Annotated in this window: 26 protein-coding genes and 1 riboswitch; of the genes, 15 read left to right on the top strand and 11 right to left on the bottom strand. The window is 72.9% G+C overall.

The genetic code is table 11. The annotated features are described in order from the left end of the window. Positions 1 to 6: 6 nt before the first annotated feature. From ACFQ11_RS12540 to ACFQ11_RS12530, 3 genes are all read right to left on the bottom strand, one after another. Positions 7 to 588 (bottom strand): hypothetical protein, encoded by a 582-nt coding sequence (locus ACFQ11_RS12540; protein WP_378298442.1) that lies wholly within the window; start codon positions 586 to 588, stop codon positions 7 to 9. 146 nt (positions 589 to 734) lie between these two features. Next, complete coding sequence (locus ACFQ11_RS12535) at positions 735 to 932, bottom strand: DUF397 domain-containing protein (RefSeq protein ID WP_378298441.1); 198 nt, start codon at positions 930 to 932, stop codon at positions 735 to 737. 2 nt (positions 933 to 934) lie between these two features. Continuing rightward, positions 935 to 1,804: a helix-turn-helix domain-containing protein gene (locus tag ACFQ11_RS12530; RefSeq protein ID WP_378298440.1), complete on the bottom strand. Its 870-nt coding sequence runs from the start codon at positions 1,802 to 1,804 to the stop codon at positions 935 to 937. A 439-nt stretch (positions 1,805 to 2,243) separates the two neighbouring features. Between ACFQ11_RS12530 and ACFQ11_RS12525 the strand changes: the two genes are divergently transcribed. Together ACFQ11_RS12525 and ACFQ11_RS12520 are read left to right on the top strand one after the other, a co-directional pair. Next, positions 2,244 to 2,597, top strand: coding sequence for an ATP-binding protein (locus tag ACFQ11_RS12525; RefSeq protein ID WP_378298439.1), 354 nt, complete (start codon positions 2,244 to 2,246; stop codon positions 2,595 to 2,597). Between the two features lie 739 nt (positions 2,598 to 3,336). After that, positions 3,337 to 4,167, top strand: a complete 831-nt coding sequence (locus ACFQ11_RS12520) for a methyltransferase domain-containing protein (RefSeq protein ID WP_378298438.1) — start codon at positions 3,337 to 3,339, stop codon at positions 4,165 to 4,167. A gap of 54 nt (positions 4,168 to 4,221) precedes the next feature. On the opposite strand, the gene ACFQ11_RS12515 is transcribed toward ACFQ11_RS12520, so the two are convergent. Further along, positions 4,222 to 5,583 carry a M20/M25/M40 family metallo-hydrolase gene (locus tag ACFQ11_RS12515; protein WP_378298437.1) on the bottom strand — a complete coding sequence of 454 codons (1,362 nt, stop codon included), beginning with the start codon at positions 5,581 to 5,583 and terminating at the stop codon, positions 4,222 to 4,224. Between the two features lie 201 nt (positions 5,584 to 5,784). Further along, entirely contained in the window at positions 5,785 to 6,360 is a 576-nt protein-coding gene (locus ACFQ11_RS12510) for a TetR/AcrR family transcriptional regulator (RefSeq protein WP_378298436.1), read from the bottom strand. A 53-nt stretch (positions 6,361 to 6,413) separates the two neighbouring features. On the opposite strand from ACFQ11_RS12510, the gene ACFQ11_RS12505 reads away from it, so the two are divergent. Further along, a complete protein-coding gene (locus tag ACFQ11_RS12505) occupies positions 6,414 to 7,100 on the top strand; it encodes an enoyl-CoA hydratase-related protein (protein WP_378298435.1) in 687 nt (228 codons plus the stop codon). A 4-nt stretch (positions 7,101 to 7,104) separates the two neighbouring features. Here the strand turns inward: ACFQ11_RS12505 and ACFQ11_RS12500 are convergent, their stop codons facing one another. Next, positions 7,105 to 7,446, bottom strand: a complete 342-nt coding sequence (locus ACFQ11_RS12500; RefSeq protein ID WP_378298434.1) for an SSI family serine proteinase inhibitor — start codon at positions 7,444 to 7,446, stop codon at positions 7,105 to 7,107. 181 nt (positions 7,447 to 7,627) lie between these two features. Between ACFQ11_RS12500 and ACFQ11_RS12495 the strand changes: the two genes are divergently transcribed. From ACFQ11_RS12495 to abc-f, 6 genes are all read left to right on the top strand, one after another. Further along, the gene (locus ACFQ11_RS12495; protein WP_378298485.1) at positions 7,628 to 7,954 is read left to right on the top strand and encodes a rhodanese-like domain-containing protein; all 327 of its coding nucleotides are present in this window, start codon (positions 7,628 to 7,630) and stop codon (positions 7,952 to 7,954) included. A 29-nt stretch (positions 7,955 to 7,983) separates the two neighbouring features. Beyond that, a riboswitch (TPP riboswitch) is annotated at positions 7,984 to 8,101 on the top strand. Beyond that, a complete protein-coding gene (locus tag ACFQ11_RS12490; RefSeq protein ID WP_378298433.1) occupies positions 8,093 to 9,418 on the top strand; it encodes a purine-cytosine permease family protein in 1,326 nt (441 codons plus the stop codon). Its footprint overlaps the riboswitch before it by 9 nt. A gap of 85 nt (positions 9,419 to 9,503) precedes the next feature. Then, positions 9,504 to 11,372, top strand: a complete 1,869-nt coding sequence (locus ACFQ11_RS12485) for a PAS domain-containing protein (RefSeq protein WP_378298432.1) — start codon at positions 9,504 to 9,506, stop codon at positions 11,370 to 11,372. A gap of 415 nt (positions 11,373 to 11,787) precedes the next feature. Continuing rightward, a complete protein-coding gene (locus ACFQ11_RS12480; RefSeq protein WP_378298431.1) occupies positions 11,788 to 12,336 on the top strand; it encodes an ATP-binding protein in 549 nt (182 codons plus the stop codon). A 365-nt stretch (positions 12,337 to 12,701) separates the two neighbouring features. After that, positions 12,702 to 13,445, top strand: a complete 744-nt coding sequence (locus ACFQ11_RS12475; RefSeq protein ID WP_378298430.1) for a Rossmann-fold NAD(P)-binding domain-containing protein — start codon at positions 12,702 to 12,704, stop codon at positions 13,443 to 13,445. A 145-nt stretch (positions 13,446 to 13,590) separates the two neighbouring features. Continuing rightward, positions 13,591 to 15,204, top strand: coding sequence for a ribosomal protection-like ABC-F family protein (gene abc-f / locus ACFQ11_RS12470; RefSeq protein WP_378298484.1), 1,614 nt, complete (start codon positions 13,591 to 13,593; stop codon positions 15,202 to 15,204). Positions 15,205 to 15,207: 3 nt separating this feature from the next. Here the strand turns inward: abc-f and ACFQ11_RS12465 are convergent, their stop codons facing one another. Next, complete coding sequence (locus ACFQ11_RS12465; protein WP_378298429.1) at positions 15,208 to 16,413, bottom strand: arginine deiminase; 1,206 nt, start codon at positions 16,411 to 16,413, stop codon at positions 15,208 to 15,210. A 57-nt stretch (positions 16,414 to 16,470) separates the two neighbouring features. Here ACFQ11_RS12465 and ACFQ11_RS12460 point away from each other — a divergent pair, with 57 nt between their 5' ends. The 3 genes from ACFQ11_RS12460 to ACFQ11_RS12450 all read left to right on the top strand — a co-directional run bounded on the left by ACFQ11_RS12460 (position 16,471) and on the right by ACFQ11_RS12450 (position 20,200). Further along, positions 16,471 to 17,667 (top strand): MFS transporter, encoded by a 1,197-nt coding sequence (locus tag ACFQ11_RS12460; protein ID WP_378298428.1) that lies wholly within the window; start codon positions 16,471 to 16,473, stop codon positions 17,665 to 17,667. Between the two features lie 236 nt (positions 17,668 to 17,903). Beyond that, on the top strand, positions 17,904 to 19,088 hold the full coding sequence (gene tuf, locus ACFQ11_RS12455; RefSeq protein ID WP_378298427.1) for an elongation factor Tu: 1,185 nt from the start codon (positions 17,904 to 17,906) through the stop codon (positions 19,086 to 19,088). Between the two features lie 248 nt (positions 19,089 to 19,336). After that, a complete protein-coding gene (locus ACFQ11_RS12450; protein ID WP_378298426.1) occupies positions 19,337 to 20,200 on the top strand; it encodes an endonuclease/exonuclease/phosphatase family protein in 864 nt (287 codons plus the stop codon). 176 nt (positions 20,201 to 20,376) lie between these two features. On the opposite strand, the gene ACFQ11_RS12445 is transcribed toward ACFQ11_RS12450, so the two are convergent. The 3 genes from ACFQ11_RS12445 to ACFQ11_RS12435 form a co-directional block, all read right to left on the bottom strand. Next, complete coding sequence (locus ACFQ11_RS12445) at positions 20,377 to 21,936, bottom strand: long-chain-fatty-acid--CoA ligase (protein ID WP_378298425.1); 1,560 nt, start codon at positions 21,934 to 21,936, stop codon at positions 20,377 to 20,379. A gap of 88 nt (positions 21,937 to 22,024) precedes the next feature. Continuing rightward, positions 22,025 to 22,195 carry a hypothetical protein gene (locus ACFQ11_RS12440; RefSeq protein ID WP_378298424.1) on the bottom strand — a complete coding sequence of 57 codons (171 nt, stop codon included), beginning with the start codon at positions 22,193 to 22,195 and terminating at the stop codon, positions 22,025 to 22,027. Between the two features lie 133 nt (positions 22,196 to 22,328). Then, positions 22,329 to 23,129: a hypothetical protein gene (locus ACFQ11_RS12435; protein ID WP_378298423.1), complete on the bottom strand. Its 801-nt coding sequence runs from the start codon at positions 23,127 to 23,129 to the stop codon at positions 22,329 to 22,331. A 154-nt stretch (positions 23,130 to 23,283) separates the two neighbouring features. Here ACFQ11_RS12435 and ACFQ11_RS12430 point away from each other — a divergent pair, with 154 nt between their 5' ends. Next, complete coding sequence (locus ACFQ11_RS12430) at positions 23,284 to 24,033, top strand: response regulator (RefSeq protein WP_378298422.1); 750 nt, start codon at positions 23,284 to 23,286, stop codon at positions 24,031 to 24,033. Then, positions 24,030 to 25,139 (top strand): sensor histidine kinase, encoded by a 1,110-nt coding sequence (locus tag ACFQ11_RS12425; RefSeq protein ID WP_378298421.1) that lies wholly within the window; start codon positions 24,030 to 24,032, stop codon positions 25,137 to 25,139. The genes ACFQ11_RS12430 and ACFQ11_RS12425 overlap by 4 nt, the downstream gene beginning before the upstream one ends. Before the next feature lie 43 nt (positions 25,140 to 25,182). On the opposite strand, the gene ACFQ11_RS12420 is transcribed toward ACFQ11_RS12425, so the two are convergent. Continuing rightward, the gene (locus ACFQ11_RS12420; RefSeq protein ID WP_378298420.1) at positions 25,183 to 25,566 is read right to left on the bottom strand and encodes a hypothetical protein; all 384 of its coding nucleotides are present in this window, start codon (positions 25,564 to 25,566) and stop codon (positions 25,183 to 25,185) included. Positions 25,567 to 25,833: 267 nt separating this feature from the next. Between ACFQ11_RS12420 and ACFQ11_RS12415 the strand changes: the two genes are divergently transcribed. Further along, complete coding sequence (locus tag ACFQ11_RS12415) at positions 25,834 to 26,169, top strand: STAS domain-containing protein (RefSeq protein ID WP_378298418.1); 336 nt, start codon at positions 25,834 to 25,836, stop codon at positions 26,167 to 26,169. The last annotated feature ends 26 nt before the right edge of the window (positions 26,170 to 26,195 follow it).

The raw sequence follows: 26,195 nt of genomic DNA, 5'->3' as shown, positions 1-26,195 counted from the left end.
AGGGCCTCACTCGGGAGGCGTCCACCCCTCGGCACCCCAGACGCCGAGCGCGAGGCGGTCGTAGTGCGAGTACGAGGGGACGTCGTCCTGGGCGTAGAGGGTGAACACGGTCGCGCCGCGCTCCCAGACGTCCCACCGCACGCCCGATTCCAGGTTCCCGTGGACGCTCGAAGGCGGCCCGATCAGCCCCTCGACCAGTGCCCGAACCCGCAGGAACTCCGCCCCGAACTCCGCGGGTCCCGCCTCCGGCACCCGCTCCCAGTCGTCCGCGTAGTCCTCATCGAGGTCGTCCTCTTCCTCCTCGTCGAGGTCGTCCTCCTGCCCGTCCACATCGAGCGGCGGCCACAGCAGGGCGAACGGCAGGACCACGCACGAGTAGGGCTCCGGCGGCACCGCCCCGAGCTCCAGCTCCCAGCCGCCGACGAGTTCGACCGCCTCCCCATGCGTCCAGACGACGTCGTCCCCCGCACGCAACCACCCGGCGTCAACGAGCCCCCGCCGAACGCCCTCGCTCGTCCACGGCCCGTCCGCCAGCCCCACCATGACCCGGACGTGCTCAAGATCGACCCGCCGCAACTTCAAACTCACGCGCGAACCCTAGCCCCGCCCACCAGCGGAAGGAGAGGGAACGCCCGATCGGCTGACGCGCGGGGCTCACGAAGGACGTCGCAGTACTCCCGTAGTCCGGCGGGTGGGGGCCGGGCGGACGTCGGCAAGCGGGCGAGCCGGGCCGCTCACGCGTCGCGATCTTTGATCGCGCGAGCGAAGGCACGCCAGTCGCCCGACGTGAGAACCAGCACGGGACCGTCGGGCTCCTTGGAGTCCCGCATGCCCACGGAGCCGCCGATGATCGCGACCTCGACACACTGATCAGTGGTCGTCTGGCTGCGCCGACTCTTGCGCCAGGTCGCATCGCTGAAGTCTTGTTCCATGTTCATCCTTCTACCCTTTCCCGGTAACGCCGACCAGCCACTTTGATCTCCTCGACAGAGGCTGCGGGGCTGAGCGCCGTCGCGGTGAGGTGCTGGAAGGCTGATGCCATCGCGCGGACGTCGGTGCTGCGTTCCAGGAAAAGCGCACCCGAGACCGTATCGACGTATGCCACTTCGGGGTCAGGGGCGGGGAAACCGAAGATGCCGATCATTCCGCTGAGGGAGGCATGCGGCCCCGCCCCGAACGGCAGGATCTGAAGGTCGACACGTGGACGAGAAGCCATGTCCACCAGGTGCGCGAGCTGGCCCTGCATCACCCGCGGACCTCCGACCTCACGATGGAGGACCGCCTCGTCCAGGACGGCCCAGAGTTCGAGATTGCCCGCGTCTGCGAGTACCTCCTGTCGCTTCAGACGGAGGCTTATACGACGTTCGACGTCTTCTTCGCTCAGCGTCAACGGTCCGCCGTGCGTGATGATCGCCCGCGCGTAGTCAGGGGTTTGAAGCAGGCCCGGGACCGATGAGGGCTGGTAGGTCCGTAGTGTCTCGGCGGCTGATTCGAGCCCGATGTAGGTCCGGGCGTTCTTGCTGAGCAGATCGCTGTAGGGCTGCCACCACTCCTTCTGCCGCGCGGCCTTCGCGAGCTGGACGAGTGCTTCGCGGACGGCCGGGTCGGTCACTTCGTAGACGTCGAGGAGGTCGGCCACATCGGACCAGGGCACGGAGATCCGGCCCTTCTCGATGCGCGAGACCTTCGCGTTGTACCAGCCGAGGCGCTCGGTGACCTCGTCTCCGGTCAAGCCCCTGGCCTCGCGCAGTTGGCGGAGTTCGGTGCCGAGTTGTCGTCGCCGGACGGTCGGGGAGGACGGCATGCCGCCTCGCTTCCTTGTCTCTCGAGAAATTTCACGAAGCCCGTTGCGCGGAAGTATGCCAGGCAGCACACTGTCCGCATGCGTTGATTCACAGAGTGTGGCGACGGCCTGCGAAGACCCGCTCGTTCCGATGGCCGCATGATGCAGCGAGCCTGAGACGTGAGGGCCCGAGCGGCCCGAAGACCGCCGCGCGGCCGGGTGTGGATTGGAGCCCTGCCCGGCCGCGCGGCTTCCGTCCCTCGAAAGGGAGGCAACCATGAGGATAGTCCTGCGCAGCCTGGCATCGCCGATCCTTCACGGCGGTCTTGGCTCGCTTCGCGCACGGGGGAATCGCCGGTCCGGACCGGCACCCGTCGCCGACACGCTCGGCAGCTCGCCGGGGCCGGATCGCTGGGGCGCGGACGAGCGGGTGCGGGCGTGGCGGGTGGACGTGCCCGGCGTGGCGGAGTCCGTGCCGCATCTGCGGCGGTGGGTGCGGCTGCCGCTCGCGGCGGACGCCGACATGGCGGACGCGTTCGAGCTGATCATCAGTGAGTACGGCACGAACGCGCTGCGGCACAGCGCCAGCGGGGCGCCCGGCGGCCGGATCAAGGCGGAACTCTCCCTCACCGCGCGACACGTCTGCCTGACCGTCCTGGACGGCGGCGGCCCGATCGGGCGCGGTGCCCCCGCGCGGGACGACGACCTCCCCGAGCACGGGCGGGGCCTTCTGCTCGCCGATGCGTACGCCGACGAGGCCGGCCGGTTCGACACCCTCGACGGTCGCACCTCCTGGGCGCTGATCGAACGCTGAGATGCGAGCGCGCCCAGACGGGCGCGCTCCGGCCGGTGGCCCCCACCACCGGACGTCCCGCCTGCATTCCACGCGCGCGTCGGCGCGCCCTTCGGAGGTGACGCATGCCTTCAGTCAACGCCGTCCAGCCTTACCGGGCCGCTCATGGCGTCCCCGTCCCGGCCGCCCCGGTCTTCGACATCGACCTCGACCAGGCCGTAGACGAACTTCGGCGCGTATTTCCCGGTATTCACCTCTGGTGGGGCGAGTACACCGGCTCACTTTGGGCGTTACTCCCGGACGGCCTGGTCGAAGCGAAGAATGCCTGTGATCTCGCGGACCGGATCCGGTCGATGCTGCATCGGCGGGATTCTCGGATCGTCGAGGGATGTCCGGGTGGGCGGCGTCAATCCGTCCCGGAGGCGACCGTTCCGTCGCGTGCTCTGCCCCGTCGACGGCGAAGGCGCGACGCGACGCCGTGTCGCGGAGGCGGTCTGGTCGAACGTGCCCTGGCCTGGTCGTTCGCGCTGTTCGGTGCGAGGTGACGGCACGGGACGAGGAAATCGGCAAGGGTGCGAACAAGACGCGTGGACACTCGCGCAGCCGTGAAGTAATGGAAGAAGGTGAAAGTGGTGGGTAAGCACAAAAGGGATGTGGACTGCTCGTCCTGCGGCGGCAAGGGCGGCAAGTGGGAATCCGATGACGGCAACAGGGTGTGGAGGCCGTGCGTCATGTGCAACGGGACCGGGAAGCAGTGAATGTGCGCGACGCCATCGCGGCCGTTCCCCGGGAGCCGTTCATCCCCGAGGAGATCTTCGTTCGGAACGCCGCGGGGTGGTTGGAGCCGCTGCGCCGCTCGGACGACCCGGAGCGGTGGCGGGAGCTGGTGGCGGCGGACGTCCCGATCGTGACCCGGGTGCTGGCGGACCCGGACCTGCCCGCCGAGGTGTGCGACCCGTTGACGGGGAAGGGGATGGTGTCCGCCAGTTCGAGCAGTGCCCCGTCCATCATGGCCCGCCTCCTCGACGCGATGGACCTGGCGCCCGGGATGCGCGTGCTGGAGATCGGTACCGGGACCGGTTACAACGCCGCCGTCCTCGCGCGGCTGGTGGGTGAGGGCGACGTCGTCAGCGTCGAGATCGATCCGGCGGTCGCGGCGTCGGCGCGCGCGGCGCTCGGGTCCGTCGGCCTTCGGGTGCAGGTGATCGCCGGGGACGGCGAGGCTGGGTACCCGGCGGGGGCGCCTTTCGACCGGATCGTCGCCACGGCGTCCGTCCGCACGGTGCCTTACGCGTGGGTTCGGCAGACTCGGCCTGGTGGGCTGATCGTCGTGCCCTTGGCGCCGACGATCCACCCCGACTGGCCCCTGGTGGCGCTGCGGGTGCGGGAGGACGGGACGGCACGGGGACGATGCGTGGGTCCATCGCCGTTCATGCCGCTCCGCGACCAGCGGGTGAGTGCTCGGAGCGTCCGGGACGCGGAGGAGCGGTGGGACGCGGCCGGGAGGCCGGAGGTCACGCGTATCGGGCTCACGGTGGCGCCGGAAGGGCAGGACGTCTGGCTCGACTCGCCTGGACGGCCGGTGAGCTGACCTGGGGCGGTGCCGCCGCTCGGGGAGGAACTCGCCGGCGGCGGCACCGCCGGGCTACTTGTGGCGGGCGACGTCGTAGGCGGCGCAGCCGATCAGTTCGAGGGAGACCTGGAGGCGTTTCAGGCTGATGTTGTCCGCGATGGTGTCCTCGGGAGTGTGGTAGAGCGGTTCGAGCTGGCTGGGGGCTTCGCCGCCGCGCCAACTGAAGTTGCCCGCCGGGATGGCGCGTTCGTAGAACGCCTCGTGGTCGCTGGAGCCGCGTGCGGTGGGGCCCTTGGTCTGGTCGGCGTAGCCGAGCCGGCGCGCGGCGGCGTTCACCGCGGCGGTGGTGGTGTTGTCCGCTCCGTCCACCGACAGCAGCCAGTAGGTGCCCGCGGGCGGGTGGCTGGTGGCGACCATGTCGTTCTGGAAGCAGCCGGTGATGCGTGCGGCGCCCGCCTCGTCGAGCTCCTTCACGTAGTGCCGGGCGCCGATCAGGCCGGATTCCTCCGAGCCCCACAGGCAGACGCGGATCGCCTGCTGGGTGGGCAGGCGGCGCAGGACGCGCGCCAGTTCCAGGCACAGCGCGGTGCCGCTGCCGTCGTCGTTGGCGCCGGGGGAGCCGGGGACGCTGTCGTAGTGGGCACTGACGATGACGGCCCTGCCCGCGGGGTTCGGCAGGGTCGCCCTGCGCTCGGCGAGGACGTTGTACGAGGTCAGCCCGGAGTGGTGGGTGACCTCGAAGGACAGCCGCCGGGCGCCCGCGCGGATGCGCTCGCCGTGGTACGCGGCCAGTCCCAGGACCGGGATCGCGACCGGTTCCCGCAGGCGCGGGGTGAACGAGCCGGGTTTGCGTTCGGGGTAGGTCCGCGAGCGCGCGTTGACGATGAGGGCCGCACGGGCTCCGGCGTCCGCGGCCGCCTTGGCCTGCTCGGTCTCCTTGTCGACGACGCGGTCGAACAGGACCAGCTCGCCCCGGACGTCGCCGGTGACCTCGGTGACCCGGCCCACGTCCACCACCTCGCCGTCCACCGAGGCGACGGCGCCCTGCGGGGACGCGCTGCTCTGCCAGAGGCGCTCGCCCCGGGCGCGGATCTCCGCGAGGTACCTGTCGGCGACCGGGAAGGGCTGGAGTTCGACGTCGTAGCCGAGGGCGCGCAGCTCCCCGGCGATGTAGCGGGCGGCGCGGTGCTCGGACGGGGTGCCGGCGATGCGCCAGCCGATCTCGTCGCTGAGCACCTTCAGGTGCCGCAGTGCCCGCCGCGCGTCGACGCGCGCGACCACGGCCCGGTCGCCGACGGTGAGGGACGGGGGCAGTGCGGCGCCGGGACGCCGCCGGGTGGCGGCGGAGGCGGTGCCGGGGAGCAGGCCGACGGTCGCGAACCCGGTGACGGCCGCGAGTCCGGCCAGCAGGTCGCGGCGTTTGACCTCGGGCATGGCGTCTCCTCGTGCGAGAAGGCCGCGCCCGCGGGGTCGCCCGCGGACGACGGCAGGGCAGGAACTACGCCCCGATTTGTGCGAACATACGAAATCTTCGATGGGCCGACAAGAACGCTTCGATGTTCCGCAACTGGATCGAGACCAAGGTCATGCCCGGTCGGGTCCCTTTCAAGGACCGACCCACCGGACGATCGTCGATCAGCCGGCCGGGCGGTGGTCGCGGATGGTGCGGGCCACGATCTCGGACGTGACCCGCAGCGGGGTGGTGTCGTGGGCGGTGCGGCTCAGGATCAGGGCGCCCTCGAACGCCGACAGCACGTAGATCGCCAGGTCGTCCGCGGGCTCGATGCCCTCGGCCGCGAAGCGGCGCGCGGTGGCCGCCCGCCAGCCGGCGAAGACGTCCGCGCACGCGTGCCGCAGGGGCTCGCTGGTGGTGGCGGCCTCGAGCGCGACGGTCGCGATCGGGCACCCGTCGCCCCAGTTCGACTTCTCCAGGGCTTCGGCGCTCAGCCGGAAGACGTCCCGGACGGACTCGTCCGCGCGGCTCTCGGTGCGTGCGTAGACGAGGTCGAAAAGCCGGAGGTAGCGGGTGCCGGAGTGCTCCACGGTCTCGACGCCGAGCTGTTCCTTGCCGCGGGGGAAGAAGTGGTAGAGCGAGCCCCACGGCGCCTCGGCGGCCGTGGTGATCTGCTTCAGCCCGGTCGCCGCGTACCCCTGCTCCCGGAACAGCTGTGCCGCGGCCTCCAGTAGCCGCGCCCGCGTGTCGGATCCCATGCGGGAAGCCTATCCCTTGCACTAACTAGATCGATCTATCTAGGGTGACCCGCATGATTCGAAACGAGGACCGCGGGCCCGTCCGGCTGATCACTCTCGACCGTCCCGAGCGCCGGAACGCCGTGGACGGCCCCATGGCCGAGGCCCTCGGGGAGGCGGTCGCCGCCGCCGAACGCGACGACGAGGTCGCGGCCGTCGTCCTGACGGGGGCGGGCGGCGCCTTCTGCGCGGGGAACGACCTCAAGGCCATGGCCGCGGGCGACTTCCCGGTGCCGACCGCGGACGGGCCGCCGCCCATGCGGGTCACGCGCGCGGCGCCGGCCAAGCCGGTCGTCGCCGCGATCGAGGGCTACTGCTTCGGCGGCGGCTTCGAGCTGGCGCTGTGGGCCGATCTCCGGGTCGCGTCCACGACCGCCGAGTTCGGCGCGCTCAACCTGGGGCAGGGCCTGCCGTGCCTGGACGCCGCCACCGTGCGCCTTCCCCGCATCGTCGGGCAGGGGAGGGCTCTCGACGTCCTGCTGACGGCGCGGCGCGTCCCGGCGGAGGAGGCCCTCGCCTGGGGTCTGATCACCCGGCTGGTCGAACCCGGGCGGGCGTTGGAGGAGGGGCTGGCGATGGCCGGTGCCGTGGCGGGGCTGCCGCCCGGGGCGCTGCGCGCCGCCCGCCGGTCGGTGCTGGAGCAGTGGGCGCTTCCGGAGGGCGAGGCGGCCCGCGAAGAGGCGCGCCTGGCCCTCCGGTGAGCGGTCAGGGCCCGCCGGGAGGCGATGCCGGCGTGCGTTCGGCCACGTCGCCGAAGAGCGGGGCCACCTCGTTCCAGCGGTGGAGCTCGCAGCCGTCCTCGCGGGAGAACTTCGCGTCGATCTCGCGTCCCCGCCACGTGCCCTGGACGGTCGCGGTGGCGGGACCGCCGTAGATCTTCGTGCAGATCTTGCTCGTGACGGGCTCGAACGGGTCTTCGGCCTCGGCGAGCGCCGCGCAGGCCGCGGCGGGTTCCGGATGGGAGCCGCCGGGCGGGTCGCAGGTGAGGGTCCAGACCTTGGCGGGGGCCTCCGCGGAGGCCTTGACCTTGATCGTGAGGGTCTCCACGGGGTAGCTGGACGGCCGCACCGTGGCGGGGCCGTCGGCGGAATTGCCCGAGGTGCTTTCGTCGCCGCAACCGGCCAGTGAAAGGATCAGAGCCAGCCCGGACGCGGCGAGGAGTGGCGTCCGATACCGCATGCGTGATTCGACGCGGCGGGGTTCCGCGCGGTTCCATGGAGGAGTGATGATTTTCGGGGACGACGTGCCGGCGGTGCCTGCCGCCGAGGTTCCACAGGACGCCTACCTGCTCGACGTGCGGGAACAGGACGAGTGGGACGCGGGTCACGCGCCCGAGGCCGTCCACATCCCGATGGGGCGGCTCAGCGACCGGGCGGCGGAGATCCCCCGCGACCGCGAGGTGTTCGTGATCTGCCGGTCCGGCGGGCGGTCGGCGCAGGTGACGGTGGCGCTGAACCAGGCCGGGTGGCTGGCGAGGAACGTCGACGGCGGGATGCAGGCGTGGGCGGCGGCGGGCCGTCCGATGGAGGCCGACGGGGACCCGTACGTGGCGTGACATTTCGGGCGGTTGTAGCATCCTTCCGTCTATTTCTCCGCGGGAGCTCGGGCCGAGGCCGGGCTGAGAGGGCGAACCCAGAGGCGTCGCCGACCGCATGAACCTGTCCGGGTAATGCCGGCGTAGGGAGAGTGCCGCATGGCGTCCGCCGTCGACGAGGTCCCGTACACCCTGGACGAGCCGGCGCCGAAGGTCCTCGGCTTCTGGGATCAGAGCGCGTTCTGGGCGAACCTCGGGGTCAGCCTGCTGGCGTTCTCGGGCGCCTACACCGTGCTGGCGCCCGACGAGAACGGCGTGCCGACGCTGTCGATCGCCGCCGGGATCGTCGCGATGATCGTCGGGACGGTCGTCGGCGGGCTGATGCTCGGGCTCGCCGCGGTGCCGGGCGCGCGGACCGGACGTCCCGCGATGGTGCTGCTGCGGGGCCTGTTCGGGGCGCGGCTGTCGTACGCGCCGACGGTGCTGAACATCGCGCAGCTCATCGGGTGGGGGACGTTCGAGCTGATCGTGATCGCGGACGCGGCGCGGCACCTGTGGGACGGGATCCCGCGGTGGGGCTACGTGCTCGCGGCCGGGGCGCTGACGACCGCCCTGACCATCTGGCCGCTCGGCTCGGTGCGGCTGCTGCGCCGGTACGTGACGGCCGCGGTGATCGTCGCGCTCGTCTACTTCTACGTGCTGCTGGTGCGGGAGCCGCTGCCGGATCTGACGGACGGCGGCTGGGACGGCTTCCTGATCGGCGCCGACGCGGCCCTGGCGGTGTCGATCTCGTGGGTGCCGGTCGCCGCCGACTACACCCGGCACGCGCGCACCGAGCGGGGCGCGTTCGGCGCGGCGGCCGTCGGCTACTCGGCCACGCAGATCGTCGCGTACGTGCTGGGGCTGCTCGCCCTGGCGCTGGCGGGGTCGACCGGGAACGTGTTCGACCCGTTCCTCGCGGTGCCGCTGGGCGTGCTGTTCTTCGGCGTGTTCGTGCTCCGCGAGGCCGACCAGTCGTTCGCGAACGTGTACTCGACGGCGGTGTCGATCCAGAACCTCGCGCCCCGCGCGGACCGCCGCGTCCTGACGGTCGCGCTCGGCGCGCTGATCACGCTGCTGGCGCTCGTCCTGGACATCGGCGACTACGCGGGCTTCCTGTCGCTGATCGGCTCGGTGTTCGTCCCGATGCTGGGCGTCCTGGCCGCCGACTTCTTCCTCGGTCGCGGACGGGACGGCTGGGACGGCTCGGTCGCCGCGCCGTCGCGGTGGGGCATGGTCGCCGCGTGGGTGATCGGCTTCGTCGCCTACCAGCTGATCAACCCGGGCACGGTGAGCGGCTGGGCCGGGTTCTGGACGGACGTCCGGGAGCTGCTGAACTTCGCGCCGCAGAGCTGGATGAGCGCGTCGCTGCTGTCGTTCCTGCTCGCCGGAGCCGCCGCGCTGGCCGCCGGCCGCCTGGCGAATTCGCGCGGCGAACGCCGCTGACGTGGCGTTCTTCCGTTGCCGCACCGTGAAGAGTGAGAACTTTTCCGTTGCGGTTCCCCGGCGCGGCAACGGGTCCGGTGGCACGATGACAGTCGTGCACCACCACGTCCACGACCCCATCGCGCGGGCGGTCATCGAGAGCGCCGCGGACGCGATCGTGGCCGTGGACGGCAGGCACCGCGTCACCGTGTGGAACCCGGCGGCCGAGCGGATGTTCGGCTGGACGGCCGAGGAGATGATCGGGCGCGTGCCGCCGATCGTCCCGGACGAGCTGAAGGCCGAGCACAACGCCGTCCAGGAGCGGCTGCTCACCCGGCGGGCCGGAGACGGCGGGCAGATCTCGATCGCGACCCGCCGGTTCCACCGGGACGGCCGGCTCATCGACGTCCGCATCGACACGAGCCTGCTGAAGGACCCGTCCGGGACGCAGCTCGGGTGGGTCGGCGTGTACCGGCCGGTGGAGGACGACGAGATCGTCCAGCACCACATGACCGAGCGGGCGCGGCTGGTGCGGCGGCTGAACGACATCGTCGCCGACCTGAACGCCGAGCTCGATCTCGCGGTCGTCCTCGACCGGATCACCGGCGCGATGATCGAGCTGACCGGGGCGGACGCGGGCGGGTTCGTCCGGATCGAGGGCGAGCGGCTGCGGCTGGTCAGCATGTCGGGGCTGCCGGAGCGGATGCGCGGGGCGTCCGCGGAGCTGCGGCCGAGCCTGGTCGGGGAGCTGCTGCGCAGCGGCAAGACGATCAAGCTCGCGACGGGGGACCGGCGGCTCGGCGACCTGATCTGGGCGGAGCTGGAAGGGCTCCACACGATCGCGCTCGGGCTGTCGTTCGTGAAGGACAGGCCGTTCGGCGCCCTCTACGCCCTGTTCTCCGGCCGCAAGGTCGGGCACACCGAGCTGGAGCTGCTCGAACTCCTCGCCGGGCACGCGGGCGTCGCCGTCGGGAACGCGGTCGCGTACGCGAACGTCGTCCGGCAGCGGGCGCACGAGCGCGCGGTGATCGATTCGAGCGCCGACGGCATCGCCGTCCTGGACCACGACCTGGTCGTCCGGCAGTGGAACCCGGCCGCGCACGCGATCACCGGGATCCCGCCGGACGACGCGATCGGGCGCCCGCTGCCGTTCGAGATGCCCGCGGTCGGCGAGGACCTGACGTACCAGCTCGAGTCGGGCACGTGGCTGAACGTGCTGGCCGCGGAGATCGAGGAGACCGGCGAGCTGGTCCTCGACTTCCGCGACGTGTCCGAGGCGAAGGCCCTGGAGGAGGCGAAGGACCTGTTCCTCGCCACCACCAGCCACGAGCTCCGCACCCCGATCACGGTCGTCCAGGGGTTCGCGTCCACGCTGGTCAACCGGTGGGACGAGCTGGCCGACACCGACCGCCGCGCGGCCGTCGCGACGATCGCCGAGCGCGCCCAGTCGCTCGGCCGCCTCGTCGAGCACCTCCTGCTCGGTTCCCGCGCCGGACGGGACGAGCTGGCCGTCACCGTCGAGACGTTCGACCTGCGCCGCGTCGTCGAGGGCGTCGTCGCCGGGTTCCGGTCCCTGTCGGCGGCCCATCGCGTCGAGCTGGAGATCGACCCGGACCTGCCGTACGCCCAGGGCGATCCGATGGCGACCGACATCGTCCTCGGCCAGCTCATGGAGAACGCGTTCAAGTACTCCCCGGACGGCGGGACCGTCCGCGTCTGCGCGCGCGCCGACGGCGCCTGCATCGAGGTGACGGTCGAGGACGAGGGCGTCGGTATCCCGCCCGAGGACCACGAGCGGGTCTTCGAACGGTTCGTCCAGGGCGACGCCGGCGACCGCCGCCGTTTCGGCGGCATCGGGCTCGGCCTCTACATCGTGAAACGCCTCACCGAGGCGCAGCACGGCACCGTGTCCGCCCACCCGGCCCGGAACGGGACCGGAACCCGCATGCGATTGGTCCTGCGGAAATCTCGTTGACCAGCCGGGACGTGCGGACCGGTTACTAACCGTGAGGCCAGTGGGGTGGGACCGGACGGGTGAGGTCGGCGTGTTCCGCGCCGCCGACGATCCCGTCGCCTGGCAGTGTGCTGATCCGTGGGACGGCCGGTTCCGGTCGTCCGCCAGACCCGAGGGCGACGTAGATAACACGGTTCCGATGAGTAAGGCGGCGGTGGGTGGATAGATCCATTGTTGGGCGAAGTTGGTGACGAGATGGCATCGGAGACGCGTCGGACGCCACGACCGGGGGTGATCACCGTGACCGAAAGGCCGGTGACTCGTTGTGCAGGTGGCAAACTGGAGCGTCCGTGTTTCCGGACGATGTCAACAGGGCATTCCGGTCGTACCGGAAGAGCGGCGACGGGACAGTCCGAGCAACCGAATCGACGGGGAGGTGAGGGCGTCGAGCGTCGTACTGCTGCCACACGCGCCGTCCAGCGTCGCGGTCGCCCGTAAGCGCCTCAGCTCAGAGCTGGCGGAATCGGGCGTCTACGAAGCCGTCGTGGACGATGCCAGCGTCATCGTGAGCGAACTCATCAGCAACGCCCTGCGGCACGCGCGTCCCCTGCCGTCCGGCCAGGTCCGGGTCTGCTGGATCTGCCACGGCGACGTCCTCGAGCTGGAGGTCAGCGACGGCGGCGCCATGACCGAGCCGCGCCGCGGCCCCGGGACGCTCTCCTCCCTCGGCGGCCGGGGACTCGGCATCGTCGAGGCCCTCTCCGAAGGCTGGGGGGTGCGCCACGAGGACGGCGCGACCACGGTGTGGGCCGTCCTGCGGGCACCCCGGTCGAACGAGATGAACGGGATCGCCTCGGCCACCGGTGAGCACGCCGTCATGCCCGACCTGTCCGCCTTCCCCGATCTCTTCGACGAGCCGTCGACGAGCGACTTCTGCGACGACACCCGCAACGGAGTGCCCACGACCAGGGCGTACCCGGCGTAACGGGGGCTCTCCCCGGCCGAGGTAGTTGAAAAGTACACCCCCGCCCGAAGTGCCCGGCTCCGCACCTTGTAGTGTCCTCGTCGAGCTCGGGCGCTGTCGTGCCCCCGTCGACACCGCCCGAGCGTCCAAAATTGTTCATTTGCGGCGCCCTCGGCGTCAGGCCCCAGGGACCTTTCCTTCAACGGGCGCCGCGTGCGATCGCCGCATCGGTCCGGCTCGCCCAGGGGCTCGCTGCGCGATCAGGTTCTCGCTCCGCTCGAACCCGCCTTCGGACGCGATCGCAGTCTTTCCGGCCCGCTCCGGCCGGGGCGATGGTCGGGGCCCGCGGTCGGCTTTCCTCACGACTTCAAGATCGAGGCGGCACGGTGGGCAGCCGGGCGGGCGCGGTGTTGCTCACCTGCTGGAAGATCACCGAACTGCGGAATCCGGTGACCTCGGCGCGCTTGCTCTGCAGGCCCGCGCGGCTGGGCGGCAGCGGCGACTCGTCCCCCCACACGGCCGACGGGGCGCTCGCGGCGCTGCGCGCCACCGCCCGCCGCCTGTACGGATCGCCGAGCCTGGACGGCCGGCGCTGCGCGCTGATCGGGCTCGGCCGCGTGGGTGAACGGCTCGGCCGCCTGCTCGCGGCCGAGGGCGCCGACCTGACGGCCACCGACATCGATCCGGGCAGGCAGGGCGTCTGCGACGCGCTCGGCGCCGCCTGGTGCGACCCGGAGAAGATCGTCGCGGCGGACGTCGACATCCTGATCCCCGCGGCCCTGGGCGGCCTGCTGACCCCGGAGGTCGTGCCCGAGCTCCGCTGCGAGGCGATCGCCGGACCGGCCAACGACCAGCTCGCCTCGCCCGAGGTCGCCGACCTGCTGCACGCCCGGTCGATCCTCTGGGTGCCCGACCAGGTCGTGAGCGCGGGCGGCGTCATCAACGCGGTCACCACCGAACTGCACCGCCTCGACGCCGCCGAGGCCCGCGCCCGGGTGGCGGCCATCGAGACCACCGTGGACGACCTGCTCGCCACCGCGGGCGAGCACGGCCGCCCGCCCGCGCGGGTCGCGGCCGACCTGGCCCGCCACCGCATCGGCGCGCCGTCCGGCCGTGTCCCGGCGGCCTAGAGGCGGGCCGCGGGGGCCGGGAAGGCGATCGCCCGGCCCCACTCGTCAGACGAGACGGTCCGTCTTGACTTCTCCATGTGAGGCGCGCATACTCATGAGCAAGCGAGACGGTACGTCTCGTCTTGATCGGAGGGAGGTGGGTCTTCTGCGTACCGCGAGTCAACTGGCGCTCGCCGAGGCCACCAAGCGCTTCGGCGACCGTGTCGTCCTCGACCGCGTGTCGCTCACCGTGAAGCCCGGCGAGCGGATCGGCGTGATCGGCGACAACGGGTCCGGGAAGTCGACGCTGCTCGCGCTGATGGCGGGGGCGGTGCGGCCGGAGAACGGGGACGTCACGGTGATCGCGCCCGGCGGCCTCGGCCATCTGCCGCAGGCGCTCGACCTGCCGCTCCACGCGACGGTGGGCGAGGCCGTCGACCTGGCCCTGGCCGACCTCCGGGTGCTGGAGGCGCGGATGCGCGCGGCCGAACGCGCCCTCGACAGGGACGGGCTGGACGCGTACGCGGGGCTGGTCGCCGAGTTCGAGGCGCGCGGCGGCTACGACGCCGACGCGCGGGTGGACGTCGCGCTGCACGCGCTCGGGCTGCCCGGACTCGACCGGGGGCGCGCCCTCGGGACGCTCTCGGGCGGCGAACGCTCGCGGCTCGTCCTCGCGGCCACGCTGGCGTCCGATCCCGAACTGCTGCTGCTCGACGAACCGACCAACGACCTCGACGACCAGGCCGTCGCCTGGCTCGAGCGGCGGCTCCGCGCGCATCGCGGGACGGTCGTGGCGATCACGCACGACCGGACGTTCCTCGAGCGGGTCACGACGACCGTCCTGGAGGTCGACGGCGGGCGGGTGCGGCGCTACGGCGACGGCTACGCCGGGTACCTCGCGGCGAAGGCCGCCGAGCGTGCCGCGCAGGCCCGCGCGCACGAGGAGTGGAAGGCGGAGCGGACCCGGCACGCGGCGCTGGTCACCGCCAACGCGGGACGGCTGGCGGCCATCCCCCGCAAGATGACGCAGGCGGGCATGGGCACCGGGGCGTGGCGCGCGCGCTCGCGGACGCACGGTGCCGCCGGGCGGATCCGGCAGGCGCAGCAGAGGCTGCGGTGGCTCGACGACCATCCCGCCCCGCCGCCGCCGGAGCCGCTGCGCTTCACCGCCGCGCTCGCCACCGCGGGCACCACCGCGACCGAGGTGGCCGCGCTCGACGGCGTGGTCGTCGAGGGACGCCTCCGCGTGGACGGCCTGACGGTGCGGGCGGGCGAGCGGCTCCTGGTCACCGGCCCGAACGGGGCGGGCAAGACGACGCTGATGCGGGTGCTCGCCGGGGAGCTGCGGCCGGACGCCGGCGAGGTGCGGCGGCCGGGCCGCGTCGGGCTGCTCCGGCAGGACGGCCCGGCGGGCGCGGCGGACCGCACGGTGCTGCGGGCCTACGCGCACGGCCGTCCCGGCACGCCCGACGAGCACGCGGACGCGCTGCTCGCCCTCGGGCTGTTCCGGCCGTCCGAGCTGGGGCTCCGCGTGGGCGAGCTGTCGCACGGGCAGCGCCGCCGGATCGAGCTGGCGCGGCTGGTCGGCGAGCCGGTCGACCTCCTCCTGCTGGACGAGCCGACGAACCACCTGTCGCCGATGCTCGTGGAAGAGCTGGAGGAGGCGCTGGCCGCCTACCGGGGCGCGCTGGTGATCGTGACGCACGACCGGCGGCTGCGGGCGGGGTTCGCCGGCACCCGCCTGGAGCTGGCGCGCGGCGCGGTCCTCGAGCCGGCGTGACCGCTACGGGGCGTCCCGCAGGATCGGGCACGACATGCAGCGGGGCCCGCCCCGGCCGGAGCCGAGCTCGCTGCCGCCGATCCGGATGACCTCGATGCCCGCGGCCTCGAGCTGCGCGTTCGTCTCGATGTTCCGCTCGTAGGCGACGCACAGCCGGGGCGCGACGGCGAGCGTGTTGTTGCCGTCGTCCCACTGCTCCCGCTCGGCGGTGACGGGGTCGAGACCGGTGTCGATGACCTTGAGCCGGTCGAGGCCCATCGCGGCCGCGGCGGCCTCCAGGAACGGGCGCGGCCCCTCGACCCGCAGGTCGCCGCCGTCGAGCGTGACCGTGTACGCGACGAGCGAGTGCGCGACCGGCGGGTACATCACGACGGTGTCGATGTCGACCATCGTGCAGATCGTGTCCAGGTGCATGGTCGCGCGGTCCTGCGTGATGGGCACCGCGAGGACGGTGTGGGCGAGACCCGCGCCGATCACCTGCCGCGCGAGCCGCTCGACGCCCGCCGGGGTCGTCCGCTCGCCCGTCCCGACCGCGACGACGCCCGGGCACAGCAGCAGGACGTCGCCGCCCTCCAGGTGCTCCAGGGACGGCCCGTACACCGGCCGGACGCCCGCGAAACGCGGGTGGTGCGCGTAGAGGAGCCCCACGAGGTCGGCTTCGCGGCGCCGCGCGTCCGTCGCGAGGCTCGTCACCGCGACCCGGTCGCCGATCCAGACGCTCTGGTCGCGGGTGAACAGCAGGTTCGGCACCGGGTCGACGATGAAGTCCTGCTCGTCGAGCAGCCGGTACACCAGCCCGTGGCCCGCCTTCAGCTCCTCGTGCGCGAGGCCCGCCACCAGCGTGTGCGCGAGGTTCTCGGGGTCGAGGTCGCGCAGGTGCCCCTCGACGACGCGGCGGAGCTGGTCGCCGAGCCGCAGGTCGACGATCGCGTCCGCGATCGCCTGCTCGCGCGCGGCCTCGTACTCCAGCGCGTCCTGCAGGAGCTCCGTCACGTACAGGACCTCGACGCCCCGGGACCGGAGGGCCTCCGCGAACGCGTCGTGCTCCTCCTGTGCCCGCCCGGCCCAGGGGATCCCGTCGAACAGCAGCTTGTCGTTGTTGCGCGGCGTGAGCCGCTTCAGCTCCGCGCCCGGCCGGTGCAGCAGGACGGTCCGCAGCCGCCCGACCTCACTGGTGACCCGGTGCTCGTGCGCTGTCGTCTCCGTCACACCCGCAGTCTAGATCGCGGTTTTCCGAGGCCGTGCGGCCGGGGGAGACTGCGGGACATGATCGGCGCCCACCTCACCGCCGCGACGCTGCTGCGGGTGTCGGCGGAGGGCGTCGCGACGGCCGTGGTGCTGACCGTCCAGGCCCGGACGGGCGACGCCGCGGCCGCCGGGTTCCTGCAGACCGCGATGACGCTCCCGTACGTCCTCAGCGGGCCGGTGATCGGGCACGCGCTGGACCGGACGGCCCGGCCCCGGCGGCTCGCCCTCCTCCTCGCCGCCGGGTACGCGGTGGCGACGGCCCTGCTGTTCGCGACGGCCGGACGGTCCGCCCTCGTCCTCGCGCTCGCCGTCGCGGCGGTGATCGGCTGCACGGAGCCGATCGTGGTGGCGCTGACGAGCCTGCTGCCCCGGTTCGTCCCCGCCGGGCGTTTGTCGCGCGCGTACGGGCTGGAGGCGTCGAGCTACAACCTGGCGGCGATCGCGGGTCCGGGCCTCGCGGCGGGCGTCGCGGCGTTCGCGGGCGGCGGCGAGTTCGCGGGCGTCGCGATCGTCGCGGCCGCGGTCGTCGGGGTGTGCGCGCTGCCGTTCCTGCCGTTCCCGCCCCCGCCGGACCGGACGGACGACGCGCCGCCCGTGTCGTCGATCGTCACCGGCGGCATGGTCGTCCTGGTGCGGGGCCGGGTGCTGCGGGCGCTGACGGTCGCGACGACCGTGGGCTGGCTCGGGTTCGGCGGCGTCGCGGTGACGGCCGTCCTGCTCGCCGGGCACCTGGGGGCGGAGCCGAGCGCGGGCGGGCGGCTGCTGGTGGCGATGGCCGTGGGGTCGCTGCTCGGGTCGCTCGCGTCGAGCCGCCTGCTGACGCCCCGGCACGCCGAACCGGTGATGATCGCGGGACTGGTCGGGTTCGGCGCGTCGCTGGGCGCCGCCGCGGCGGCGCCGTCCGTCCCGTGGGCGATGGCGGCGTTCGTCCTCGCGGGCCTGTGCGAGGGGCCGGTGTTCGCGGCGACGCTGATGCTGCGGCAGCGGGAGGCGCCGCCCGACCGGCTGGGCCAGGTCAACACGACCGCGGGCAGCCTGAAGATCGGCGCGTCCGCGCTGGGCGCCGCGCTGACCGCCGTGCTCGCCGGGACGCTGGGCGCGGACGGCCTGCTCCTCGCGATCGCCGCCTGCCAGCTCGCGGGCGCCGCACTGGGCGTCGTCCTGCTGAACGTGCCCCGCGAAAAATCGATCGACGCGGCGGAGGAGACTCCGTAATGTCCGCGGCATGTTCTTCGCAGCCGGCACCCGGACGCTCGCGGACACCGTTCTGCCGAGCGCGGTGCCGGCTGCCTCCTTCGTGGCAGCGGCAGACGCGGCCGTCGACGGCCTGCGACGCTGACCCCTCTCCGCCCCGCCTCCGGAGAACCAGCGGAGGGGGGTGGTTCGGAAACGTACGGGCGCACCGCGTCCGCGCGGGTTCTCACGTTCCAGCCAGGAGTGAGGACGGAATCATGGCCAAGCAGATCTTCGAGCGCGACAAGCCCCACCTGAACATCGGCACGATGGGGCACGTCGACCACGGCAAGACCACCCTGACCGCCGCGATCACCAAGGTGCTCGCCGCGCGCGGGCTGGCGTCGGCCGTCCCGTTCGCGGGCATCGACCGCGCCCCCGAGGAGCGCGACCGCGGCATCACGATCAACATCGCGCACGTCCACTACTCGACGGCGACCAGGCACTACGCCCACGTCGACATGCCCGGCCACGCCGACTACGTGAAGAACATGATCACGGGTGCGGCGCAGATCGACGGGGCCGTCCTCGTCGTGTCGGCGCAGGACGGCGCGATGCCGCAGACGCGGGAGCACATCGTCCTCGCGCGCCAGGTCGGGGTGCGGCACATCGTGGTGGCGCTGAACAAGGCCGACATGGTCGAGGACGCCGAGCTGCTCGACCTCGTCGAGCTGGAGGTCCGGGAGCTGCTGTCGGAGTACGGGTTCCCGGGCGAGGACGTCCCGGTCGTGCGGGTGTCCGGGCTGCGGGCGCTGGAGGGCGACCCGTACTGGACGGCCCGCGTCGGCGACCTGCTCGACGCGATCGACGCGTACGTCCCGGTGCCCGAGCGGGTGCTCGACAAGCCGTTCCTGATGCCGGTCGAGAACGTCCTGAGCATCACCGGGCGCGGCACCGTCGTGACGGGCGTGGTGGCGCAGGGCGCGGTGCGGCTGCGCGACGAGGTCGAGGTCGTCGGGCTGGACGAGCGGACGCTGACGTCCGTCGTCACCGGCCTGGAGACGTTCGGGCAGTCGATGGAGCACGCGGAGGCCGGGGACAACGCGGCGATCCTGCTGCGCGGCGTCCAGCGGACGGACGTGCGGCGCGGCCAGGTCGTCAGCGCCCCCGGCTCGATCCGGCCGCACCTGCGGTTCCGGGCGCGGGTGCGGGTGCTGACCGCGGCGGAGGGCGGCCGGAGCAGGCCGTTCTTCCACGGGTACCGGCCGCAGTTCCACTTCCGCACCACGGACGTGGTCGGCGCGGTGGACCTCGGCGAGGGCGGCATGGCGCTGCCGGGCGACGACGTCGAGATGGTCGTCGACCTCGGCAAGCCGGTGGCGATGACCGCCGGGCTGGGCTTCGCGATCCGCGAGGGCGGCCGGACGGTCGGCGCCGGAAGCGTCGTCGAGATCCTCGGCTGACGCCGGGCGGCCGGGCGGGCCGGCCGAGTGCCTGCGGGCGCGCGGTCGGCCCTTTCGTTCGGGAACGCGAGGTGAGAGGGTTTCGGACACGTGGCAGGTGGTTGAATTGTCATATTTTGCTGGCCCGAGTCCCCGGGAACCGGTGGCGGCGGCGATCTTGATGTGGTGAGATTCCGACGTCGCCCCCCGCAGTTCCCCCACATGGAGCACGTGTGCGTACCCCCCGCGCCCTGATTCCCCTGCTCTCCGTGACGGCCGCCGCCGTGATCGTCACGATCGCCGGCGCCGGCGCCGCGATCAAGGGCGTCCCCGGCGGCGGCCCCGCCCACGCCGACAGCGTGCCGCGCGAGCTGCCGTCGGCGACGGTGAACGCGGTGACGTGGAACGTGTGCGGCGAGGCCCGCCCCGGATGCCCGCTGGGCGGCGACCCGGACGGGCTGGCCGCGAAGATCGTGGAGCGCGCCGGGACGACGGTCGTCGGCGGGCGCGAGGTCGAACCGAACGCCGTCCTGCTGCAGGAGGTCTGCGCCGGGCAGGTGGACACGCTCCGGGACGACGACGACCTCGACGGGTGGAGCTGGGAGTTCGCCGAGTACCCCGGTGGCGGGGAGTGCGCGGACGAGCAGGGCCGCCTCGGCCTCGCGCTCGGCACCGCGGCGGCCCTCGCCGGGACCGAGACCGAGGAGCTGCCCGCCCCCGAGGGCGACGGGCGCATCGCGCTGTGCGGCGAGGTCGACGCGTGGGGCGCCCGCGTGTGCGTCACCCAGTTCACCCCCGCCGCGGCCGACCCCGCGGGCGAGTGGCGGACGAAGCAGGCCGGGGCGCTCGCCGAGTTCGCCGGGTCCGGCCGCGTCGTGATCGGCGGCGACCTCGCGGACGGGCCGAAGAGCGCGGTCCTCGACCCCCTCTACGCGGCCTACAACGAGTGCGACCAGGGCCCCGGCACGACCCGGACCGGCGACGAGACCCTCCAGGACTGGCGCGGCACCGCCATCGCGAAGCACGACTTCATCTTCATGTCGAAGTCGGCGAGCGTCTCCTGCGGGGTCCCGGCGGAGCACGTGGAGTCGTCCCACCACCGCCCGCTGTCGGCCGCCGTCCGCTTCCGCTGACCCGCCCGCGACCCGCCGCGCGGCGAACCGCCGCGGCGTCCCGGGCGGCGCGCGTCCGTCCGGGTCCATGCCCGGACGGCGAGCGGACGGGGCCCGGCCACCGGAACGCCCCGCCCGCCTCGCCGCCCTCGCGCGTCTCGCACGCGGAGGCGAACGCCCGGCCCGGTCCGGCCGGCCTAGTGGACCGCCCGGTCCTGGCCCTCCCAGTAGGGGGCGCGCAGCTCGCGCTTGAGGATCTTCCCGGTCGGGTTGCGCGGGATCTCGTCGCGGCGCTCCACCGACGTCGGGCACTTGAAGTGCGCGAGCCGCTCCCGGCAGAAGTCGATGAGGTCCTGCTCGGAGACGTCGCCGGACAGCACGACGATGGCCTTCGGCGTCTCGCCCCACTTCTCGTGCGGGACCCCGATCACCGCGCAGTCGGTGACGTCCGGGTGGCCCATCAAGGCGTTCTCGACCTCCGCCGGGTAGATGTTCTCCCCGCCCGAGATGATCATGTCCTTGACCCGGTCGTGCATGTAGAGGTAGCCGTCCTCGTCCAGGTAGCCGACGTCGCCGGTGCGGAACCAGCCGCCGTCCAGCAGTGCCGTGGACGTCGCGTCCGGCATCCCCCAGTAGCCCTTCATGTTCTGCGGGGTGCGGCACAGGATCTCGCCGACCTGCCCGGTCGGCTGCTCCTCGCCCGACGCCGGGTCGACGATCTTCAGCTCGGTGACCGAGTTGGGCAGGCCCGCGCTGCGCAGCCGGTGCGGGTTCGGGCCGTCCGGGTCGTGGTCCTCCGGCGGCAGCATGGTGATCGCGCCGGTGGTCTCGGTCAGGCCGTATACCTGCATGAAACCGCTGTTCGGCAGCATCCGCATGGCGCCCCGCAGGACGTCCTCGCTGATCGGCGACGCACCGTAGATCAGCAGCCGGAGGCTGGACAGGTCGGCCTCGGCCACCTCGGGGATCAGCTGCATGAACTGCAGCAGGACCGGGACGAGGAAGATGTGCGTGACCCGGTGCGCCTCGATCGCGCGGGCGATCAGCGTCGGGTCGGGCTCCCGCGCGATCACTCCCGTGATGCCCTCGTACACGGCGCCGACCGTGAGGACGTTGCCCGCGACGTGGTACATCGGCATCGCGACCATGAGGACGCTGGACTCGTCGACGTCCCAGGCTTCCTTCACCATCGGCAGGCCGGCGAGGAAGTTGTCGTGCGTGAGCATCACGCCCTTGGGCAGGCCCGTGGTGCCCGACGAGTAGAGCTGCACGAACACGTCGGACGTCGCGATCGCGGCGTCCGGGACCGTGTCGGACGCCGCGTTCATCCAGGCGGCGTAGTCGACGTGGGCGTGGCCGTCCTCGCCGCCGATGACGATCGCGTGCGTGGTGTGCTCGAGCCTGTCGCGCACCGCGTCCAGGACCGGGACGAACTCGGGCCCGACGATGAACACCTTCGCGCGCGCGTTGTTGACGATGTAGGCGACCTCGTCGGGCGCCAGCCGGTAGTTCACCGGGACCTGCACCGCGCCGATCCGGGCGGCGCCGAAGAGCTGCTCGGCGTACTCGAGCGAGTTCTTGTCGAGGACGGCGACCCGGTCCCCGGCGCCGACGCCGGCGTCCGCGAGCGCCGCGGCGGCCCGGTCGACGCGGCGGTCGAAGTCCGCGTACGTGATCTGCGTGTCGCCCGCGATGTAGGCGATGCGGTCGGGGTGCGAGCGCGCGCGCTCGCGCAATTTCTCGGTCAGACCAGGCACGACACGTCCTTTCGCCGATAACCGCACACTTATCGCGCAATCATGCGGCCATCGGCGAGCCGGCGGCAAGGGACCGGTGTCCCGGTTCCTATCCGCTTCTGGACATCTTGGAGACGACGGTGACGGCGAGTACGACGACGACCGCGACGAGCCCGATGAAGAAGAAGAACTTGAGCATCGACAGGATGGCGCCGACGACGGTGAACAGCAGCCAGACCGCCAGCACCACGCCGAGGATCATCAATATGGTTCGGCCCATACCCCCAAGGTAGGCCGCCTCACCGGCACCCGTCATCACCCTGAAGGACGACCTCGACCCTGAATCCGGGGTCGGGGACGCCTCGGGGACGCATCCGGACGGGCGGCGGCCGCGTCCGTCCGCCCCCCGGCGGTCACGCCCCCGGCTGCCCTCCCGGCGATGCGGGCGGCTCGATGGGCTGCCCCGGCGCCCACCCGGACGCCCCCGGCGCGGGCCCGCCCGGCGCGGGCCCGCCCGGCGCGGGCTGCCCGTGAGCGGGTTGGCCCGGAGCAGGCTGGCCGTGCGCGGGCTGGCCCGGAGCGGGTTGCCCGAACGCCTCGAACTGCCCCGGCATCGGCTGCCCCGAGACGGGCTGTCCCGGGACGGGCTGGCCGGGAGCTCCGTACGGCTGCCCCGCAGGGGGCTGCCCGGGGGCGCCGAACGGCTGGCCGGGGGCGCCGAACGGCTGCCCGGGAGCCCCGGCGCCGAACGCCGGGTTCGTCCCGGCACCGGACGACATCAGCACCTTCGCCAGCGCGAGCCCTCCGGCGACCAGCGACGCGAGCAGCTCGTAGGCCATGAACTTCACCGGCCCCGGCTCCAGGAGGTCGCCGAGCGGCCCCGTGCCCGGGAAGTGCCCCACCGACAGCATGATGGCGATGTACGCCCCGATCCGGACGCCCACCTCCACCGCGACGAACGCCGCGATCGCCGCCGCGATCGGGGCCGCCGCGCCGCGCGGCCGCGTGAACAGCAGCACGCCCCCGATGACCGCTCCGGCGAGGAAGCACTCCATCAGGAAGTACCCGTCCGACGCGCGGAAACCGAGCATCGTGAACGAGTGGTAGTTCCGGAAGGTCGTGAGGACGAGCACGACGCCGGTGGCGAGGGCGCCCCCGACCATGATGAGCGCGAAGACCGCGCCGGTGGAGGTCGCGGAGCGAGTTTGCGGCATTCGGCCATTAAAGCGCCGATCGTCGCCGAGTGTGAAGTCCCATGTTCGCTCCGTGCCAGACTCCTTACAGAGTGATGACGCGTGCGGTGAACCGCCGGTGAGCCCCGTACTTTGGGTCCGTGATATGCGCGCGAACCCCCCGGCCGGTGGCCCCGTGACGGCCCCCGGCAGCATCCTGGTCGTGGACGACGACCCCACGGTGGCGGAGGTCGTGGCCCGTTACCTCGCCCGCGACGGGCACGACGTGACGTGCGTCGCGGACGGCCGGACGGCGCTGCGCCGCGCCCTCGACCGCCCGCCGGACCTGATCGTCCTCGACCTGATGCTGCCCGGGATCGGCGGGCTCGAGGTGTGCCGGCGGCTGCGCGCGTCCTCGGCCGTCCCGATCGTGATGTTGACGGCGCTCGGCGCCGAGACCGACCGGCTCGCCGGGCTCGAACTCGGCGCGGACGACTACGTCACGAAGCCGTTCAGCCCCCGCGAGCTGGCGCTCCGGGTGAAGTCGGTGCTGCGCCGATCGCGCGGCCCCGGCCCCGGCCCCGGCTCCTCCGGCTCGTCCGGCTCGTCCGCGCCGGGGGACCCCGGCGGGCCGTGGCGCGACGGCGACCTCGTCGTGGACGTGGCCGCGCACCAGGCCGTCCTGAGCGGGGCGCCCCTCGCGCTCACCGCCCGCGAGTTCGACCTGCTCGCGTTCCTCATCCGCCGCCCGCGCCGCGCGTTCACCCGCGACGAGCTGCTGAAAGAGGTGTGGGACTGGTCGTTCGGCGACGCCTCGACCGTCACCGTCCACGTGCGGCGGCTCCGGGAGAAGATCGAGGACGACCCGACCGCGCCCCGCCGTATCGTCACGGTGTGGGGCGTCGGCTACCGCTACGAGCCCGCCGAGGAAGAGGAGGACGCGTGATCCCGTTCGCCGATCTCCTCCTCGTCGCCCTCTACGCGACGCTCGCGGCCGTCACGGTGGCCGCCGTCGCGCTCGTCCTGCTGTACCTGCTGCGCGGCCGGTCGGTCGCGACGCAGCTCGTCGTGGTGAGCGCGGCCACCGTTCTCGCGACGATCTGCGGGATCCTCGTGATCTCGTTCCTGATGCTGATCAACGACCACGACCGGTCGGTGGTGCTCGCGGTGGTGGCGTCCGCAGGCCTGGTCGCGATGGCGGTGTCGCTGCTGCTCGGCCGCCGGCTCGTCGCGGCGAACCGGGCGCTGGTCGAGGCCGTCCGCGCGGACCGGTTCCGCCCGCCCGCGGGCCGCCTCCCCGCGGAGCTGGCCGAGCTGTCCCGCGAGCTGGACGCCGCCTACGCGCGGCTCGCCGCCGCGCACGAGCGGGAGCAGGCCCTCGAGGCCAGCCGCCGGGAGCTGGTCGCGTGGGTGAGCCATGACCTGCGCACCCCGCTCGCCGGGCTCCGCGCGATGGCCGAGGCGCTGGAGGACGAGGTCGTCGACGACGCCGAGACCGTCCACCGGTACCACTCCCGCATCCGGGTGGAGGCCGAGCGGCTGACCGGGATGGTGGACGACCTGTTCGAGCTGTCCCGCATCCACGCGGGCGCGCTGCGGCTGACGCGGAGCCGGGTCGGGCTGGCCGACCTGGTCGCCGAGACGGTCGCGGGCACCGAGGCGCTCGCCCGCGCCAAGGGCGTCCGGCTGACCGGCGACGTGCGCGCCGCCGGGCCCGTCCAGGTCGACACGGGGGAGCTGGGCCGCGCGCTGCGCAACCTGGTGGTGAACGCGATCCGGCACACCCCGGGCGACGGCACCGTGGAGATCGTCGGGGAGGTGCGGGACGGGCGGGCGCGGGTGACGGTCGCGGACGCCTGCGGCGGCATCCCGGAGGACGATCTGCCGCGCGTCTTCGACGTCGCGTTCCGCGGCGAGGCGGCCCGCAGCCCCGGCGGCGGCGCCGGGCTCGGCCTCGCCATCGCCCGCGGCATCATCGAAGCCCACGCGGGCGAGATCGACGTCGCCAACTCCGGCCCCGGCTGCAGGTTCGAGGTCATTCTGCCCGCGTGACCCCGGCCGTGCTCGGCGGCGCCGGCCGGGCCGCGGAGGGCGGTCAGCGTCCGGAGCCGGAGGTGTCGCCGTCGAACACCGTGTCCGCCATCAGGCGGACGGTGGCGCAGGGCCAGCGGGTCATGCAGGCGCGGCAGCGGCGGATGGGGCGGTCGGGGTCGCTGGTGATGCCGCCCGCGTCCTGGGGCCGGTGCAGGTCGAGCAGGCGCAGCGACAGTTCGGCGAACGCGAGCACCTCGTCGCGGGCGCCGGAGATGAACGCGACGTCCTCCCGGGACAGGCGCGCCTTCACGGGGACGAAGCCGTCCTTGTTCACCAGCCGGGTGAGGTGCCCGGTGGACGAACGCCACGAGCTCGCCTTCGCGGAGCGCGCGCGGATCGTCTCCAGACGTTCGCGAAGCCGGGCCTCGCGGTCTTCGGCCGTCATGTCCGGCGCACCCCCCAATGCTCCGCCGCGCGGGCGGCGGCGCCGTCCGCTGTTGCTCAGGTTCAGCGTCCCCCAAACGGGGGCGCCGCGAAGGGCGAACGGTGAAGATCGAGGCCCCGAACAGAGGTGCAAACAACGCATTACCGTGCGTAGTACGCAAAGGGTGTGGGCGGGTCGGGAGGGGCGACACGCCCGGACGCGCCCATGTCACAGGGGACTCGGCGAACCGTCTGGCCCGCCGGCCTTCGGCGAGATAGTGTGCCGAACGTGGAGCTAAACGTCTCGACCGCGTCTCAAGGGGGTCACGCCGTCGTCACGGCGACCGGCGAGCTCGACCTGTACACCGCGCCCAGGCTGCAGGCCGCGCTCGCGGGCCTGCTGCGCGACCACGTCGACCACATCACGGTCGACCTGAGCGGCGTCGAGTTCTGCGACTCGACCGGCATGAACGTGCTGCTGTCGGCCATGAAACGGCTCAAGGAGCAGGGCGGCACGCTCGAACTCGCCGCCCCGCGCCCCGCCGTCAAGCGGATCCTGCAGGTCACCGGGCTCGACACCGTGTTCACCGTGACCGAGGCCGCGCCCGCCATGGACGCCGGCTGACCCGACCGAACCGACCATCGACCGAC

The sequence above is a fragment of the Actinomadura sediminis genome (genome assembly GCF_042675525.1).
Lineage (GTDB): Bacteria > Actinomycetota > Actinomycetes > Streptosporangiales > Streptosporangiaceae > Spirillospora > Spirillospora sediminis.
This window is presented reverse-complemented; position numbering and strand designations above follow the sequence as displayed.